Annotated in this window: 17 protein-coding genes; 11 read left to right on the top strand and 6 right to left on the bottom strand. The window is 34.4% G+C overall.

All coding sequences use genetic code 11. The features are described from left to right. Positions 1 to 108: 108 nt before the first annotated feature. The 5 genes from fldA (at position 109) to cls (ending at position 3,725) form a co-directional block, all read left to right on the top strand. Positions 109 to 621 (top strand): flavodoxin FldA, encoded by a 513-nt coding sequence (gene fldA / locus A9G09_RS07815; protein WP_065634307.1) that lies wholly within the window; start codon positions 109 to 111, stop codon positions 619 to 621. A gap of 78 nt (positions 622 to 699) precedes the next feature. Continuing rightward, entirely contained in the window at positions 700 to 1,158 is a 459-nt protein-coding gene (gene fur, locus A9G09_RS07810) for a ferric iron uptake transcriptional regulator (RefSeq protein WP_065634306.1), read from the top strand. A 72-nt stretch (positions 1,159 to 1,230) separates the two neighbouring features. Then, a complete protein-coding gene (locus tag A9G09_RS12735; protein WP_065634305.1) occupies positions 1,231 to 1,773 on the top strand; it encodes an inner membrane-spanning protein YciB in 543 nt (180 codons plus the stop codon). Between the two features lie 24 nt (positions 1,774 to 1,797). Next, positions 1,798 to 2,256, top strand: coding sequence for an acyl-CoA thioester hydrolase YciA (gene yciA, locus A9G09_RS12730; RefSeq protein ID WP_065634304.1), 459 nt, complete (start codon positions 1,798 to 1,800; stop codon positions 2,254 to 2,256). A 5-nt stretch (positions 2,257 to 2,261) separates the two neighbouring features. Further along, the gene (cls, locus tag A9G09_RS07795; protein WP_065634303.1) at positions 2,262 to 3,725 is read left to right on the top strand and encodes a cardiolipin synthase; all 1,464 of its coding nucleotides are present in this window, start codon (positions 2,262 to 2,264) and stop codon (positions 3,723 to 3,725) included. A gap of 24 nt (positions 3,726 to 3,749) precedes the next feature. Here cls and cpdA read toward each other — a convergent pair whose 3' ends face one another. Both cpdA and nudF read right to left on the bottom strand, forming a co-directional pair. Continuing rightward, positions 3,750 to 4,580 (bottom strand): 3',5'-cyclic-AMP phosphodiesterase, encoded by an 831-nt coding sequence (cpdA, locus tag A9G09_RS07790; RefSeq protein WP_065634302.1) that lies wholly within the window; start codon positions 4,578 to 4,580, stop codon positions 3,750 to 3,752. Between the two features lie 168 nt (positions 4,581 to 4,748). Next, on the bottom strand, positions 4,749 to 5,378 hold the full coding sequence (gene nudF, locus A9G09_RS07785) for an ADP-ribose diphosphatase (protein WP_065634301.1): 630 nt from the start codon (positions 5,376 to 5,378) through the stop codon (positions 4,749 to 4,751). 140 nt (positions 5,379 to 5,518) lie between these two features. Here nudF and tolC point away from each other — a divergent pair, with 140 nt between their 5' ends. Next, positions 5,519 to 6,874 carry an outer membrane channel protein TolC gene (gene tolC, locus A9G09_RS07780; protein WP_065634300.1) on the top strand — a complete coding sequence of 452 codons (1,356 nt, stop codon included), beginning with the start codon at positions 5,519 to 5,521 and terminating at the stop codon, positions 6,872 to 6,874. Between the two features lie 148 nt (positions 6,875 to 7,022). Here the strand turns inward: tolC and A9G09_RS07775 are convergent, their stop codons facing one another. Beyond that, positions 7,023 to 7,913, bottom strand: a complete 891-nt coding sequence (locus A9G09_RS07775; protein WP_065634299.1) for a LysR family transcriptional regulator — start codon at positions 7,911 to 7,913, stop codon at positions 7,023 to 7,025. 84 nt (positions 7,914 to 7,997) lie between these two features. Here A9G09_RS07775 and A9G09_RS07770 point away from each other — a divergent pair, with 84 nt between their 5' ends. Together A9G09_RS07770 and A9G09_RS07765 are read left to right on the top strand one after the other, a co-directional pair. Next, on the top strand, positions 7,998 to 8,678 hold the full coding sequence (locus A9G09_RS07770; protein ID WP_255307699.1) for an NADPH-dependent F420 reductase: 681 nt from the start codon (positions 7,998 to 8,000) through the stop codon (positions 8,676 to 8,678). A 124-nt stretch (positions 8,679 to 8,802) separates the two neighbouring features. Then, positions 8,803 to 9,582, top strand: a complete 780-nt coding sequence (locus A9G09_RS07765; protein ID WP_065634374.1) for an SDR family oxidoreductase — start codon at positions 8,803 to 8,805, stop codon at positions 9,580 to 9,582. Between the two features lie 140 nt (positions 9,583 to 9,722). Here A9G09_RS07765 and A9G09_RS07760 read toward each other — a convergent pair whose 3' ends face one another. Then, on the bottom strand, positions 9,723 to 10,025 hold the full coding sequence (locus A9G09_RS07760) for a MerR family transcriptional regulator (protein ID WP_065634297.1): 303 nt from the start codon (positions 10,023 to 10,025) through the stop codon (positions 9,723 to 9,725). Between the two features lie 147 nt (positions 10,026 to 10,172). Between A9G09_RS07760 and A9G09_RS07755 the strand changes: the two genes are divergently transcribed. Together A9G09_RS07755 and A9G09_RS07750 are read left to right on the top strand one after the other, a co-directional pair. After that, positions 10,173 to 11,336, top strand: a complete 1,164-nt coding sequence (locus A9G09_RS07755; protein ID WP_065634296.1) for an MFS transporter — start codon at positions 10,173 to 10,175, stop codon at positions 11,334 to 11,336. A 3-nt stretch (positions 11,337 to 11,339) separates the two neighbouring features. Then, positions 11,340 to 12,008 (top strand): YcdB/YcdC domain-containing protein, encoded by a 669-nt coding sequence (locus tag A9G09_RS07750; protein ID WP_141671548.1) that lies wholly within the window; start codon positions 11,340 to 11,342, stop codon positions 12,006 to 12,008. A gap of 106 nt (positions 12,009 to 12,114) precedes the next feature. Here A9G09_RS07750 and metG read toward each other — a convergent pair whose 3' ends face one another. Beyond that, positions 12,115 to 14,142 carry a methionine--tRNA ligase gene (gene metG, locus A9G09_RS07745; RefSeq protein WP_065634295.1) on the bottom strand — a complete coding sequence of 676 codons (2,028 nt, stop codon included), beginning with the start codon at positions 14,140 to 14,142 and terminating at the stop codon, positions 12,115 to 12,117. A 257-nt stretch (positions 14,143 to 14,399) separates the two neighbouring features. Between metG and apbC the strand changes: the two genes are divergently transcribed. Next, a complete protein-coding gene (gene apbC / locus A9G09_RS07740; RefSeq protein WP_065634294.1) occupies positions 14,400 to 15,467 on the top strand; it encodes an iron-sulfur cluster carrier protein ApbC in 1,068 nt (355 codons plus the stop codon). Between the two features lie 88 nt (positions 15,468 to 15,555). Here the strand turns inward: apbC and A9G09_RS07735 are convergent, their stop codons facing one another. Beyond that, positions 15,556 to 16,302, bottom strand: a complete 747-nt coding sequence (locus A9G09_RS07735; RefSeq protein ID WP_065634293.1) for a phosphatase PAP2 family protein — start codon at positions 16,300 to 16,302, stop codon at positions 15,556 to 15,558. Positions 16,303 to 16,495 lie beyond the last annotated feature (193 nt).

The following is a 16,495-nucleotide window of genomic DNA, read 5'->3' as shown; positions in this document are numbered from 1 at the left end:
AAAAATAATATGGTATGATGATTGTAATTGAGAATTATTGCTGATAACAGGTGACAATGATATACTCAAAAAATATTTTTTATATTGTAAAACAGTGAAGGTACAAATATGGCAAACGTCGGTATTTTTTTTGGTAGTGATACAGGTAATACAGAGAATGTAGCTAAACAAATCCAACTCATTTTAGGAAGTGAACAAGCAGATCTTTTTGATATTGCAAAAACCACCAAAGAACATATAGAAAAATATGATTATCTTTTTTTCGGCATTCCGACTTGGTATTATGGTGAATCACAAGCAGATTGGGATGATTTTTTTCCTAATCTAGAACAAATTGATTTTAATGGTAAAACCGTTGCTATTTTTGGTTGTGGCGATCAAGAAGATTATGCTGAATATTTTTGTGATGCAATGGGAACAATACGCGATATTATTGAACCTAAAGGCGCAAAAATTGTTGGGCATTGGCCAACTGACGGATACAACTTTGAAGCGTCTAAAAGTTTAGTTGACGACAACCATTTTGTTGGATTAGCGATTGATGAAGATCGTCAACCTGAATTGACTGAGCAACGTATTTCAACTTGGGTAAATCAAGTAAAAAGTGAAATGAATATTTAACCTATCAAAGTGATTTATTTTATTTTCCGTACTTAATCTTATAATACAACTGATTAACTAACTAAACTGGAATGCAATATGACAAATCATGATAACGATAATAACGCTGCGCTAAAAAGCGCAGGTTTGAAAGTTACTTTACCAAGATTAAAAATTTTAGAGCTATTGCGTGATCCTTCATGTCAACATATCACAGTCGAAGATCTTTATAAAAAGTTACTTGATATGGGTGAAGAAATTGGACTTGCCACAGTTTACCGTGTTTTAAATCAATTTGATGATGCGGGTATTGTTACACGTCATAATTTTGAAGGTGGACGAGCGGTTTTTGAGCTCGCAACTCAAAAACACCATGATCATTTAATATGTTTAGATTGTGGCGAAGTATTTGAATTTCGTGATGAAATTATTAATACTAGGCAAAAAGAAATTGCCGAACAATATGGCGTTAAATTAACGTTCCATAGTTTGTATCTTTACGGTCATTGCCAATCAGGAAATTGTAAAGCACATCCCGAACTTCATACCAAAAAATAAGGCCTATTATTAATAGGCTTTTTTTCTTATTTAACTCTTAATAAGTATCTCATCTATCAGGTTAATAATTACATGAAACAACTTTTGAATTTTATTCCACTGATTTTCTTTTTTGTCTTTTTAACAATGTATGATATTTTTGCTGGCGTTCAAGCACTCATGATCTCAGCAACCATTGCTTTTCTTATTATTCTCGTTATTTATCGAAAAATAGATAAAGTAGAGTTGTTATCATACCTGATGATCATGATTTTTGGTGGTTTTACATTATATACTCGTGAACCCAATATCATTAAATGGAAAGTGACAATCATTAATTTTATCTTTGCTTCTGCTTTATTAATTAGCCAATTTATTTTTAAAAAAAATCTTTTACAGAAAATGCTTGGTAAAGAGTTGCAATTAAATTTAGCTGTCTGGAACAGACTAAATTTGTTATGGATAGTATTTTTCATTTCGTGTGGAGTCATCAGTTTAATCACAACTTATTATGCTCCTGATGAATTTTTTTGGATTTTCAAAGTATTTATTTTACCCGGTGCCTCTTTACTATTATCATTAATATCTGGTATCTATATTTATCGAAATTTAAATAAAAACGCTAGTACCGAGTAAAATGTTATAACTAAGGCTTTCATCATGAAACAAGACACAACTAATCCTAAAGGACAATTGGTATTAAGAACACTTGCGATGCCTGCTGACACAAACCCACATGGCCATATTTTTGGTGGTTGGATTATGTCACAAATGGATCTAGCTGGCGGAATTTTATCAAAAGAGATCGCCAGAAACCGTGTAGTAACAGTCAATGCAAGTAGTATCACATTTTATAAACCGGCAATGGTAGGCGATGTTGTCTGTTGTTATGCTCATTGTATTAAAACAGGTAAAACCTCAATCACTATAGGCATTGAGGTTTGGGTAAAAAAAGTACTCGACACATCAGACACCCCTCAACGTTTTTGTATTACTGACGCAGTATTTACTTATGTATCAGTTGATAAACATAACAATCCTAAGCCATTACCTGAAATTTTTCAGCATTATGATTGTAGCAAAGATCCCATTAGTCAATTAAACTTAAGCAATAGTTAACTAATATGCAATATACTTCATTTCATGCCTTAATTAGTTCATTAATCTTCTTCGTTTATTGGTTGATAATCGTTGCAGTAACTTTACGGATAGTGTTTAAGCGTAGGCCAACAACTTATGTCATTGCTTGGATGCTGGTCATTTACATCTTACCTATCGTTGGAATTATTCTTTATTTTTCACTTGGTGAAGCACATTTAGGCCAACAACGCGTTAAACGTGCGCAAAAAATGCGACCAATCATTGCTAATTTTATCAATCGAATTAGTGTATTTTCTGATATTTTTACCACCAAAGTTAGCCAAGTAAGTAAACCCATTTTCCAACTTTGTAAACATCAAACCGGACTTGATGGTATAAACGGTAACCATATCGAACTGCTTAGTGACACCGATACCATATTTGATAAACTCATTGAAGACATTAATCAAGCCACTTCTAATATTGAAATGGTTTTTTATATTTGGAACGAAGGCGGTCGAGCAGATGATGTTGAAAGCGCACTGATTTCTGCCACAAAACGAGGTGTAACATGTCGTTTAATGGTTGATTCAGCTGGTAGCCGCCATTTTCTTAAAACTAATGCAAGCAAAAGAATGCGAGCTGCTGGTATTATAATTGTTGAAGCGCTTAAAGTTAATTTACTGCGCTTTATGTTTAGACGGCTCGATCTTCGCCAACATCGTAAAGTGGCTATCATTGACAATTATATTTCATACACAGGTAGTATGAATATTGTTGATCCACGCTTTTTTAAACAAAATAAACATGTTGGTGAATGGGTCGATGTCATGGTAAGAATGCGTGGACCTGTAACGACCTTAATGGGCGCAATTTATGCTAGTGATTGGGAATTAGAAACCGGTACAGATTTAGCTTTACCGCAAATTACCGACTTTGCAGAGCCGCCAGAAGAGAAAAAGCATATCATGCAACTTATTGCTTCTGGCCCTGGTTATACGGAAAACATGATCCATCAGGTGCTACTTACTGCTATTTATTCAGCACAAGAGCAAATTATTTTCACCACACCTTATTTAGTACCAAGCGATGATATTTTACATGCAGTTTGTACTGCTGCACAAAGAGGTGTTGAAGTAATTATCATTGTTCCTAAAAAGAATGATTCATTAATGGTCAAATGGGCAAGTCGAGCTTTCTTTTCAGAACTGCTCGATGGTGGTGTAAAGCTATATCAGTTTAATAATAACTTATTGCACACAAAAAGTGTGTTAATTGATAACCAGTTAAGCTTAGTTGGTACTGTAAATTTAGATATGCGCAGTTTATGGTTAAATTTTGAAATTACCACCGTCATTGATGATGCTGAATTTGCCCAATCGTTATCTAACCTTTTACAAAAATATTTAGCGCAATCAGACGAAGTAAATATCGAAACGTGGAAACAACGACCAATTTGGCAGCACGTAGTTGAACGGCTCTTTTACTTTTTTGCTCCATTACTGTAATTGGTTATATTTAATTACAGTAATTTAATAGCCATTTTGTGATAAATCAGGTACAAATCGATTGTCGCCAATCCGAAAAACAGACGTGCTAATTGAGCCATCATCTTTTAATTTAATTTCGCGCCAGCCTGGCGCATCTTTATCTGCTAACTGAAAATCATAGCTATTTGGTTTAAATTGAACACAAGTTGATGGTGTTGAAAACGCTAAGCAGTGATGCCATAAATTATCTTGCTCTTGATGAATATGCCCCCATCCCACCCCTTTTATTTGTTGGTAACATTGGATAATTTGTTCCAATTGATGACTATTTTTTAATATATGTTGATCAAGCCAATGACAACTGGAGGATATAGGATGATGATGCAAAAAAACCAATGCATTCTTATCTGGGTATTGGGCTAAAGTATGTTGTAAAAATTCAAGCTCTATATTGCTTAAAAAGCCATAAGCTTGCCCTTCAACTTGGCTATTAAGAAGAATGATTATCCATTTATCACCAAGTGATACAACCTTATTATCAGCTAAATTATAATCGGCAAAAACAGACTGCATATAGCCATAGTTATCATGATTGCCAGCTAACCATACACAAGGCGTTTTTAAACTTATAATTTGCTCTGCAAAACGTTGATAAGCAGTTTTTGATCCATCTTGTACAAAATCGCCAGTTGCTACAATTAAATCATACTTTCTTTTCGTACTTTTTATTTCATCTAACACCGCTAAAAAACTTGCATTTGAATTTACGCCAAGTAATGCACTATTATCATCTGAAAAAAGATGCATATCGGTAATTTGTAATATTTTGGCGTGTTGTTTATTTTGTGTTGGAAGCTGTAAAAGTGATTCCAAAATTCACCTCAATTATTCATTAATACATTACAGTTAATGACGGAAATAGCAAAACCTAGGGGTGTAGCGAGTGATATAATTTTTATTATAAATCCTAGCGTTATATTAAAGTGTAAAATAGATCACATTTTAATGAAAGAAATAATTAAATGTGATCAACAATACTCATTACATCCACTCATTTTTTAATCGATGATGATTAAGTTGTAACCACTGTAGTGCAATAATCGAAGCCGCATTATTAATTAAACCATCTTCTACCCATTGGTAAGCTTGTTCTCTGCTCACTACATGGACTTTAATATCTTCGTTTTCTTCAGCTAATCCATGAACGCCTTTTGCTGTCGTTGAATCAACCTCACCAACCAAAATATACAATTTTTCAGTTAGACCACCAGGTGAAGCCAGATAACTTGTAATTGGCATACAACGACCAACTTCAATCCCTGCTTCTTCCATAGCTTCGCGCCTTGCAACATCTTCACAAGATTCATTTTCATGATCCATCATGCCGGCAATCAGCTCTAACATCCATGGTGTATCTTGAGTTTCAATAGCAGCAATACGAATTTGTTCAATTAAAACAACTTCATCACGTTTAACATCATAAGCTAATAACACGACAGCGTGACCACGTTCTAAAATTTCTCTAGTGACAAATTCACTAACAGAACCATCGAATTTGCGGTATTGAAAACGATATTCAAGTAATGAAAAAAAACCCTTATACAAAACTCGTTTAGTTAGATTGAACACATCGTTTTTGTTGAAATGGACAGGATTATTGATAATTTTCATATTGTTTCTCAATTTTAAGCTAAATTTTAATAAAAAGTGCGAATGTTACATAAACTATGCTTACTATATGCTAATTATCTGTTAAAATCACTTAAATCAACGTACTATTATATTTTAATGTTTCTTAAAAGAGATAATTGATGAAAAAAACGCTAACTTTTCTAATCGGCTTAACATTAAGCCAAGCAGTTTTTGCTGAAAATTTGGTTCAGGTTTATGAACAAGCCAAAGAAACGAACCCTGATTTACGAAGTTCATTAGCCGATAAAGACAAAGCTTATTCAGCAATTTCTGGCTCTCGAGCAAGTTTATTACCACAAGTTGGGTTAAGTGCTTCTTACGGTGTAACACATGGTCGCCGTGATACTAGTGGACAAAAAAGCAAAAGTGGTAATTTATATCAAGTCACTTTATCACAAAGTATATTCAATTTTGCTAATTGGAAAAATTTAGATATTACAAAAAAACAAGCGAGTATTGCGGATATCACCTATCAATACCAAGGGCAAACATTAATTTTAAATACTTCAGTTGCTTATTTTAATGTGTTAAAAGCGCTTGATGCATTAAGCTTTATCGAAGCTCAGAAAAAAGCCATTGGTCGTCAATTAGAACAAACCCAGCAACAACATCAAGTGGGTTTAGTGGCTATTACAGATGTACAAAATGCTAAAGCTAATTATGATTTAACCGTTGCACAACAAGTTAATGCATTAAATGATTTAAATAACGCCATTGAAGACTTACGGCAAGTCAGCGGTCGTTTTTATTCCCAGTTAGCAAGTATTAATACCAATACGTTTAAAACTGAAATGCCAACTCAAATCGGCGCATTGTTAAAACAATCAGAAACATCAAATCTGAATTTATTAACAATGAAATTAAATCAAGATATCGCGCGCGATCAAATCAAGTTAGCACAATCTGGTTATATGCCAACAGCAAGTGTTGATGCATCGACAAATCTCAATAAAACCGACCGATATGGTAATTATAGTTCTGCTGGCACACCTGCTGCCCGTAATGGTAAAAGTTATTCGGGCAGTAACTATGTTGGCGTGAGTGTTAGTATGCCAATCTTCTCGGGCGGTGCAACCATGTCTCAAGTTGAACAAGCGCAACACAACTTTGTCAGTTTTAGCGAAAAACTTGAAAGCACCAATCGTAGCGTGATCAATCAAGTTCGTTCTTCTTATAACAACATTTCGTCATCTATCAGTGCAATCAAAGCTTACCAACAAGCGGTTGTCTCTGCGGAAAGTTCATTAGAAGCAACCACATCAGGATACCAAGTTGGAACACGTACTATTGTTGATGTATTAAATGCCACAACTCAGCTTTATAGTTCTAAGCGCAACTTATCTGATGCTAAATATACTTATTTAACGAGTTTATTGCAGTTGAAGTATGCAGTTGGAACATTAACTGCTGATGACTTAGTTTACCTTAACAATATGTTAGGAAAAGAATTAAGCACAACAGTGACAATCAAATAAATAGTAGTTTAAATCCGTTTAAACTATTAACTAAAAAGGCGACTTAGTCGCCTTTTTTTGTTATCAATATTTTAACTAGTGATTATATTATCCCACTTAGACTCCGTCATATCGACCAATATACATATAGTAAACAACATCGAATAAGCTAAGCCATCTTATCCACTATAAATTCAATAAACATCTTTAATTTCAACAACTGGCGTTTATCCGCTGTATAAAGTAGATGAACTTCTCTAGGTGGTGGTAAATACTCCTGTAGAATGGGTAATAATTTATGTTGTTTAATTGCTTCACTTAGCATTGACTCAGGTAACATCGTTACTCCCAATCCTTGAATTGCGGCTTGTGCTAACGCAAAGGTATCATTACTTTGTAACATTCCGGATATAGGAAGATTAATCACTTGACCATTGACTTTAAAAGACCAAAGATGATCTTTTCTTGTTGGATTAACATATTGATAAATTAAACATTGGTGTTTTTTTATATCATTGGGTACTGATGGTATTCCATATTGAGCCAAATAACTTGGCGCAGCAGCAAAAATAAGTTGAAAAGATTTGAGTTTACGAGCAATTAGGCTTGAATCATCTAATACCCCGATACGAAATACAGCATCAAAATCATCCTGCACTAAATCAACATAGCGATCACTTAATTGAAGATCAATATTTACTTTGGGATAACGCTTCATAAAACAGCTAATAACTGGAATTAAATTGAAATGACCAAAACTGACTGGCGCACTGATCCTTAATCGACCATTAGGTTCTTCACTAAATTGCTGGGCAAGATTTTTTGTTGCTTTAACTTCATCAAGAATAAACAAACACCGCTCATAATACTGTTTGCCAAATTCAGTTAAATGCTGTGAACGTGTTGTTCGATTAAGTAGCTTTAAACCAATGTATTTTTCTAGGTAAGAAATATATTTAGTGACCATTTGAGGTGAAGTATTTAACGAAACAGATGTAGCAACAAAAGATCCTGTTTTTACTGTCACAACAAACGCTTCCATGCACTTTAACAAATCCAATTATCAACTCCCAGTTGTTAATAAATCAATTATTATCGTATTTATTATCTATTATTTTATAAAGATAATACAACTACTTTATTTATTCAGAGGAAATATAAAATGAAAAAAATATCGATTATTGGCGCTGGCTTTATTGGTCAAGCTTGTGCAAAATTATTTATAGAATCTGGGTATCAAGTTATGCTAAGCAACTCAAGAGGAAAAAATACACTTTTCAGCGTAGCAAGCTCGATAGGTTGTCAAATCGGCAGCCAACAAGAAGCCATAGAATTTAGTGATATTATCGTAACTGCAATACCTTTTGCTAACTATAAACAGTTACCAACAGATTTGCTAAGTAACAAAATTATTATTGATACCATGAACTACTATCCTGATAGGGATGGTCATTTTGAGTTATTGGATAATCATCAAATAACAACCAGCGAACTTGTCGCTCAACACCTTAACCAATCGAAAGTAGTCAAAGCATTTAATGCTATTCTTGCAAAAGATATCGTTAAAGATGCTAAACCAAATGATAAAGTTAACAGAAGAGCGCTGCCTGTCGCTGGTAATGATATGCCAAGCAAACAGGTAGTTTGTCAGTTGCTTGACCAAATTGGCTATGATTATATTGATGTTGGCAATTTGTCAGAAAGCTGGCGATTTGAACGAGCTAAACCTGCTTATTGCATTTCACTTAATCGTGAACAATTAAAAGAAGCTTTAGCAAAAGCGACCAAAGAAGGTGAATTACCACATAATTCATGGAAATCTTAAATTAAGGGATACAATTCAATTATCTTTAATGCTTTAATATTAAAAAAAATGGCAATTAACCGTTTTATTTAATTACTAGACAAATTAAATTTAATAATCGTTTTAATGGAAATAAAATATGAATATGACAGATAAAAGATACACAGCTATAACAGGTGCGAGTTCTGGTATAGGTTATGCAACAGCACTTGAATTTGCTAAACGCAATAAATCCCTTATTCTTATTGCAAGAAGGGAAGAACAATTAATTGATCTTAAAAACAAAATTGCAGAGACCAACCCAGCGGTCGATGTCATTATAAAATTATGTGATTTATCCGTAGCCAGTAATGTACATTCACTTTTTCAAGATCTTGATCAATATTTTATCGAGACTTGGATTAACAATGCGGGTTTTGGCAATTATGGAAGTGTTAAAGAGCAGGACTTAAATAAAATTGAATCAATGCTACATTTAAATATTGAAGCATTAACAATTCTATCAACACTTTATGTCCGTAAATACCAAGATCAAGCGAATACTCAAATAATTAATCTTTCATCAAGAGGCGGATACACAATAGTACCAAATGCAGTCACATACTGTGCAACTAAATTTTATGTTAGTGCATTCACTGAAGGTTTAGCTCACGAATTAAAACAAGCTAAAGCGCCATTACAAGCTAAAGTCCTTGCGCCTGCTGCAACCAAAACAGAGTTTGGACAAAAAGCTAACAATGTCACCGATTATGACTACAATAAAAGCTTTGCAAAATATCATTCAGCCGAACAAATGGCACAATTTTTGTTGGCGTTATACGATAGTGATAAAGTCGTTGGTGAAATTAGCACTAAAGACTTTTCATTTTCACTTAAAGATAGCATATTCCCATATTCAGGCAATCCAGCTGAAAATCAAAAATAGTAAGATGATGCCATATTACTATTGAATGATATTTGAAAAAAAACTAACTCAAAACCATAACATTGTTATCGTTTTGAGTTTTTTTAAATCTAATTCAAATAAATGGTATCTTAAACAGCTAATGCCTAAAAAACCTAATATTACATCTGAATTAAATTCATCAGTGAGCCAATTTTAGCAAACCTTTCTTCAACTTTCTTAGCTGCACCATCTAATGAATATCCATCATCAATCAATTCTTGAATAAGAATTATCTTTTTAATATTGGCTAAATCAAATTGGCGAGATTTAGATTGCGGGTCAACTGTTTTAATGATGCCTTTTTCTTCCCAATAACGTAATTTCCTTACTGGAATTTTAGTCATTTCAGAAACTTCCCCAATACCAACAATCACAGTTGATAAAAAGTCATCATACGTATTTTTTAATGAATTATCACCCATGTCGAAAACCTGCTTATATTCAAAATAAACGCTTATTATAAGGCACAATATCTTTAAACAACAAATAATGTTGCATTTAAGATAAAAATGACTCTATAATTCAATAATTGTATTTTAACTACAATTATTGAACATTTAGAGCTTAACATGAAATATAAATTAATTATAGGTACCTTTTACATTCCTCTTATTGCACTGGCCGTTGTGAGTCAACTTTATATATTAATGCCTGTCTCAACCAATCTACTACTTTTTGTTACTCACGCAAGTGCCGATAATATTGGATTATTAACCACCTTTTTTGGCATTTTCTACGCTATCGGACTGATTGTCTGGGGAAGTTTATCAGACAAAATCGGCAAGGATCTCTCTCTAATCATTGGTCTGCTATTACTTGCCTGCGTTAGTTTTATCTTACCACTGTTACCAAACTACTATTTACTACTGCTTACTCGTTCAGCTCAGGGATTTTGCGCCGCCTCGTTTCCGCCTGTTGCTTTAGCGTGGATTTCGATTAACTTGCCTGACAGCTCAAAATCTAAAGCGATATCAATAATTAGTTGTGCATTTTTACTTGCAGCAACAATTGGGCAATGGTTAGGGTCGTTATTGATTTCAAACTCACTGTTCTATGCAATGTGGTTTTTAGGCGGTATTTATGCATGTGGTGCCACTATTTTTTACGTCTATCACTTAAAAAGCGAAAAAAATAATCTGGCCGTACCAAATACAACGCTTATTTCAATATTGTCTAAGTTACCAACTATACTGATCAATAAAAAATTGTTTCCAGTATATCTCTGCTCATTATTCGTTTTACTCGGTTTTGTTGCACTTTATTCCGTATTGTATCGTAGTTCGCTTATCAGCCATATTCCAACTTTAAGAAGCATTGGTATTGTTGCTATGTTATTTAGTTTAACCGCAAGTTATCTATTTAAAGTGATCAAACCCGCATATGTGCTAGCAATAGCGCTTTGCTTAATGGTATTAACATTATTGATACAGGCATTTTTTATAAATGATCAAATTAACACGTTATTTTTCCTCTATCTCTCTCATTTCATATTCATCATTGGTCTTGCCTATGCTATTCCTTCTATGATTGTATATGTAGCAACACAATCAGAGATCAAAGATAGAGGTATTGCAACATCACTGTATACTTGTATTTTGTTTATTGGTGTAAGTCTTGGGGCATTTTTACCGTCTTTAATTAACCCTTTTATACTAATAACCGCGCTTTCTCTTTTACTTTTACTCTGCGCAATCCAACTCATCATCAATTTAACCCTCATCATTAGGAATTGATTTATGATAAAACGATTAATCAAACTGACACTAATTTTTAGTTTTTGTTATTCAACATGCTATGCTCAACAATTGCACCAAACAAAGGAAAATACGATGGCCTTAACCGAGTTAACAAACATTAGTACCCAAGCTGCACCCAATTTACAACAATTATTAGATAATAATGAACGTGATTTTAAGTTAGTTTTAACTATTGAAGCAAAGCACAATAAACAACCAGTGACACTATATCGTTTTGAACCGCAAGAAACCATGCAACTTAATAACCAGCATATCTCATTTTTATTGGATAATAATACTGGGAAATTAGCAGGATTTGTTAGATTATTGCCGAAATATCAATCATCTAAAACGCAAGTAGATAAAGATAAAGCATTATCAATAACACTTAAATTTCTAGAAACTTATGCACCCGATTTATTAAACAACTTTAACAATAATTGGATAGATACGCATGATGAACAAATCATCGTTGACGGAAAAAAAGTGACGTTGACAGGTATGAAGGTAAAATGCCGTGATTTAAATACAGGTCTTTACTTTTGGACAATTATTGCACCCGACGAAACAGTAATGGTTTTTGAAAGGGATGTTGAATGGGACTTTATTCGTGCAGGTCGTCAAACACAAAAATGGTTGCACGATAGCTGGTTAAGTAAAAACTTATAATTCAACTAACCATCGTAGTGAGGTGCAATTTCATTTAAATATCTACTTAAAAACATCTTAACAAGCTTTTACGTTTAACTTGTTAAGATGTGATTAATATAAACAGTTACGAAATTCGCATACCCGGTTTTGCTCCGCTATCTGGCGATAATAAGTAAACACCTTCTCTATCGTCTTTACCACTTGCACAAAGTACCATCCCTTCTGAGATACCAAAGCGCATCTTACGCGGAGCCAAGTTGGCAATCATAATGGTTAATCTACCAACTAAAACCGCTGGATCAGGATAGAACTGTTTAATGCCCGAAAATACGTTGCGAGTTTCGTCACCAATATCAAGTGTTAACTGCAATAACTTATCAGAGCCGTCAACTACAGTTGCATTTTTTATTAAGGCAACGCGCATATCAACTTTGGCAAAATCATCAAAATTGATAGTTTCAGCAATAGGTTCGGCGACTTTTTCTTTAGCTGGCGTCGCTAATGCAGCTTGTTGTTTTGTTTCGTCAATCATAGCAGTAATTTTATCCATATCGATACGATTAAATAGGGCTTTAAATCGGTTAATAGTGTGTCCAATTAAAGGTTGATTAATCGAATCCCACGCTAATTGGCTACCTAAAAATTCTTCGGTGCGCTGTGCTAATGACGGCACGATTGGTTTTAAATAAGTCATCAAAATACGGAATAGATGAATACCCATTGAGCAAATATCTTGTAGAGTTTGCTCCTGCCCCTCTTGTTTAGCAACTACCCATGGCGCTTTTTCATCAATATAGCGATTGGCTTCATCAGCCAGTGCCATGATTTCACGTATTGCTTTCCCTGATTCACGTTGTTCAAAGTAGTCAGCAATCACGATTGATTTTTCGACAAATAACGCATAAAGTTCGGGTTCAGCAAGATTATCAGACAATTTACCGTCAAAACGTTTGCTGATAAAACCTGCCGAACGCGAGGCAATATTCACCACTTTATTAACTAAATCACTATTTACACGTTGCACAAAATCTTCTAAGTTTAAATCGATATCATCGATATGTGGCGATAATTTCGCTGCATAATAGTAACGCAAACAGTCAGGATCTAAATGTTTCAAATAGGTGCTTGCTTGGATAAAGGTGCCACGTGATTTAGACATTTTAGCGCCATCGACTGTCACATAACCATGTACAAAAATATTGGAAGGTTTACGATGTTCGCTACCGTCTAACATTGCCGGCCAAAACAAGCTATGGAAGTAAACAATATCTTTACCGATAAAATGGTAAAGTTCAGTTGTTGAGTCTTTGTTCCAAAACTCATCAAAAATCGGTTTATTATGTTTATTGCAGTAATTGAGGAAAGAGCCCATATAACCGATTGGTGCATCTAACCAAACATAAAAATATTTACCTGGTGCGTCTGGAATTTCAAAGCCAAAATAAGGCGCATCACGGCTGATATCCCATGGTTGTAATCCTGCTTCAAACCACTCCTGCATTTTATTAGCTACTTGATCTTGTAATGTACCTGAACGAATCCACGCTTGTAACATATCTGAAAACGCAGGCAAGTCAAAAAAGAAGTGCTCAGAATCTTTCATGATCGGCGTCGCACCTGACACCACTGATTGCGGATTGATTAAATCAATCGGATTATAGGTTGCGCCACAAACTTCACAGTTATCACCATATTGGTCTGGTGATTTACAACGTGGGCAAGTCCCTTTCACAAAACGATCTGGTAAAAACATCTTTTTTTCAGGATCGAATAATTGTGAAATGACTTTAGTTTTAATATAGCCATTGGCTTTTAGCTTTTTATAAATTTGCTCTGATATTTCACGATTTTCAGGACTATGCGTTGAGTGGTAATTATCGTAACTAATATTAAAACCAGCAAAATCTCGTTGGTGCTCGATGTTAACGTCTGCAATCATTTGCTCTGGTGTCATACCTAATTGCTGAGCTTTAAGCATGATTGGCGTACCATGCGCATCGTCAGCACAAATAAAATAGATCTCATTACCACGCATACGTTGATAACGTACCCAAACATCAGCTTGAATATGCTCAAGCATATGCCCTAAGTGAATTGAACCATTTGCGTAAGGAAGCGCACAAGTCACCAATATTTTGCGTTTTGTTGTCATGTCGATTAATTACCTTTTATTACATAATGGCGGAAATAGTACATCAATCGTGGGATTATCGCTAGATTTATGCCATAATTTAATAACATTTCTCTCAAATTCAACATGAATTCAAAGTGTAATAGGCATAATTAATCATATAAAATGGCAATACTTAATTTATCGATTAGATAACTGTTTGTCATCGTACTTGAAATACTAATAATTTAAAACAATATAAGTAGAAAGCTGGTACACAAAATTTAAGGTCAAAAAACATGGAAGCAAAACAGATTCTTGAAACATTTACGCATCCTACTTTACAAAAAAATTTAGTTGCACTTGGTGCGGTTAAGCGATGTGAATATGTTGATGAGTCCCTCACAATTCATTTAACCATGCCATTTGCTTGGGGACTTGCTTTTGAAGAGTTAAAAGCTAAGTTAACGCCTGAGTTACTTAAGTTAGATAATGTTAAAAATGTGAATTGGCAGCTTGACTATAACATAGCCACTTTAAAACGCGCCAATAGTCAACATGCTGTTAAAAATATTAAAAATATCATTGCTGTTAGCTCAGGAAAAGGCGGGGTTGGTAAATCGTCAACAGCAATTAATCTAGCCCTTGCATTACAAGCGCAAGGCGCTAAAGTTGGCATTTTAGATGCTGATATCTATGGTCCTTCTATTCCAACAATGTTAGGCACAGAAAAACAGCAACCATTAACCCCAGATAATAAACATATGAGCCCTATTATGGCATATGGACTGGCGAGTAACTCTATTGGTTATTTAGTTGATGCTGATGGTGCTATGGTATGGCGAGGCCCAATGGCGAGTAAAGCATTGTTACAAATTTTACAAGATACACTTTGGCCCGAGCTCGATTATTTAGTTATCGATATGCCACCAGGCACTGGCGATATACAACTAACACTTGCACAAAGTATTCCTGTGACAGCAGCGGTTATTGTTACAACTCCGCAAGATATTGCTTTAATTGATGCTAAAAAAGGCATTACCATGTTCAACAAAGTCAACATTCCAACGCTGGGAATTGTTGAAAATATGAGTTATCACATCTGTGAAAATTGTGGTCATCATGAAGCTATTTTTGGAGAAGGTGGTGCTAAGCATTTAGCCGAGCAATATCACACTAAATTATTGGGCCAAATACCCCTACATAAAATGCTACGGCAAGATCTTGATTCTGGCAAACCAACTGTAATTAGTCACCCCGAAAGTGAATTTACACAACTTTATTGTCAAATAGCCAGCTTAATTGCTAGTGAACTTTATTGGCAAGGGGAAACTATTTTGCCAGATATATCATTCAAAGCAGTATAAGAGTTAATCAATTGGCTTTTTATGATGAAAAGCCAATTTCAATGCTAATTATAAATTACAACTTAATAACGCTAAGTTAAATTTTAGATCAATGATTTTTTAAATGACTAAATTCCGCTTTAGCTTTAGCTAATTGCTGATTAAATGCAGGGTTAGTATGTAATTGTGCGACAACTGCTGCTGCCATCACTTTAGCGGCATCCACATCACTTTGCCAATGATAGCCACAAATTACCCGACTTTCACCAATCTCATAACCACGTTTTAAAATTTCATTTTGACGCTCAGGATTTATCTCAGCCAACACTAGCGAAATAGCAAACCCCATTGTGGTGTGGCCTGACGGATATGAACCATTAGTGGATAATGTTTTTTCATCCTCTGGTCGACAAGTTGGTTCGTTAAAAAAAGAGAACGGCCTAACGCGATTATAATGGTTTTTCGCTGAACGTGTGGCGAGATCCCCCGCATCTTCTTTCATCGTGGTAATTAGTTTATAAATCTCAGGAGTTGTTTTGATTGATATTTCGTGACCAAAAGATGGCGAAAACTGTTTAGTAACATTATCTTTACTGGAGTCAGCATCTAAATAGGCTTGATGGCCTCGCTCAGTATTACGCATAGATTTTCCCCAATCATATTGAGCTTTATCTCTTAAAAAATCAATACTATTATAAGATGGTGGGGGTGGTAGCAATAATAGACTATCAGGTGCTTGATCTTCTTTAAGATAAAAATCTTGCGGATCGGTAGTGACATCTTTCACGCCTGCCGCAAAAGCATTTGCACAAAATAAACAACCAATGATAATACTTTTGACAAAAAGTTGTTTCATATACATCTCCTTACTAAACTTGGCATTACACTATCAATATAGTCTGTGAAACAAATTGCCTTGTTAGTTCCTTTAAGTAATAAAAAATTTTGATAATGCGTTGCTAAAACGCTATTTGATCAGATTGACTACTTCACAGTCAGCCAATCTTAAATGGAATTATTTTTGGAATAAACAGTCGGATTTTTGTTAT

It is taken from the genome of Gilliamella sp. wkB292, assembly GCF_001690235.1.
Classification (GTDB): Bacteria; Pseudomonadota; Gammaproteobacteria; order Enterobacterales; family Orbaceae; genus Gilliamella; species Gilliamella apicola_F.
The sequence above is the reverse complement of the archived record's forward strand: the minus strand, read 5'-3'. Positions and strand labels throughout refer to the sequence as shown.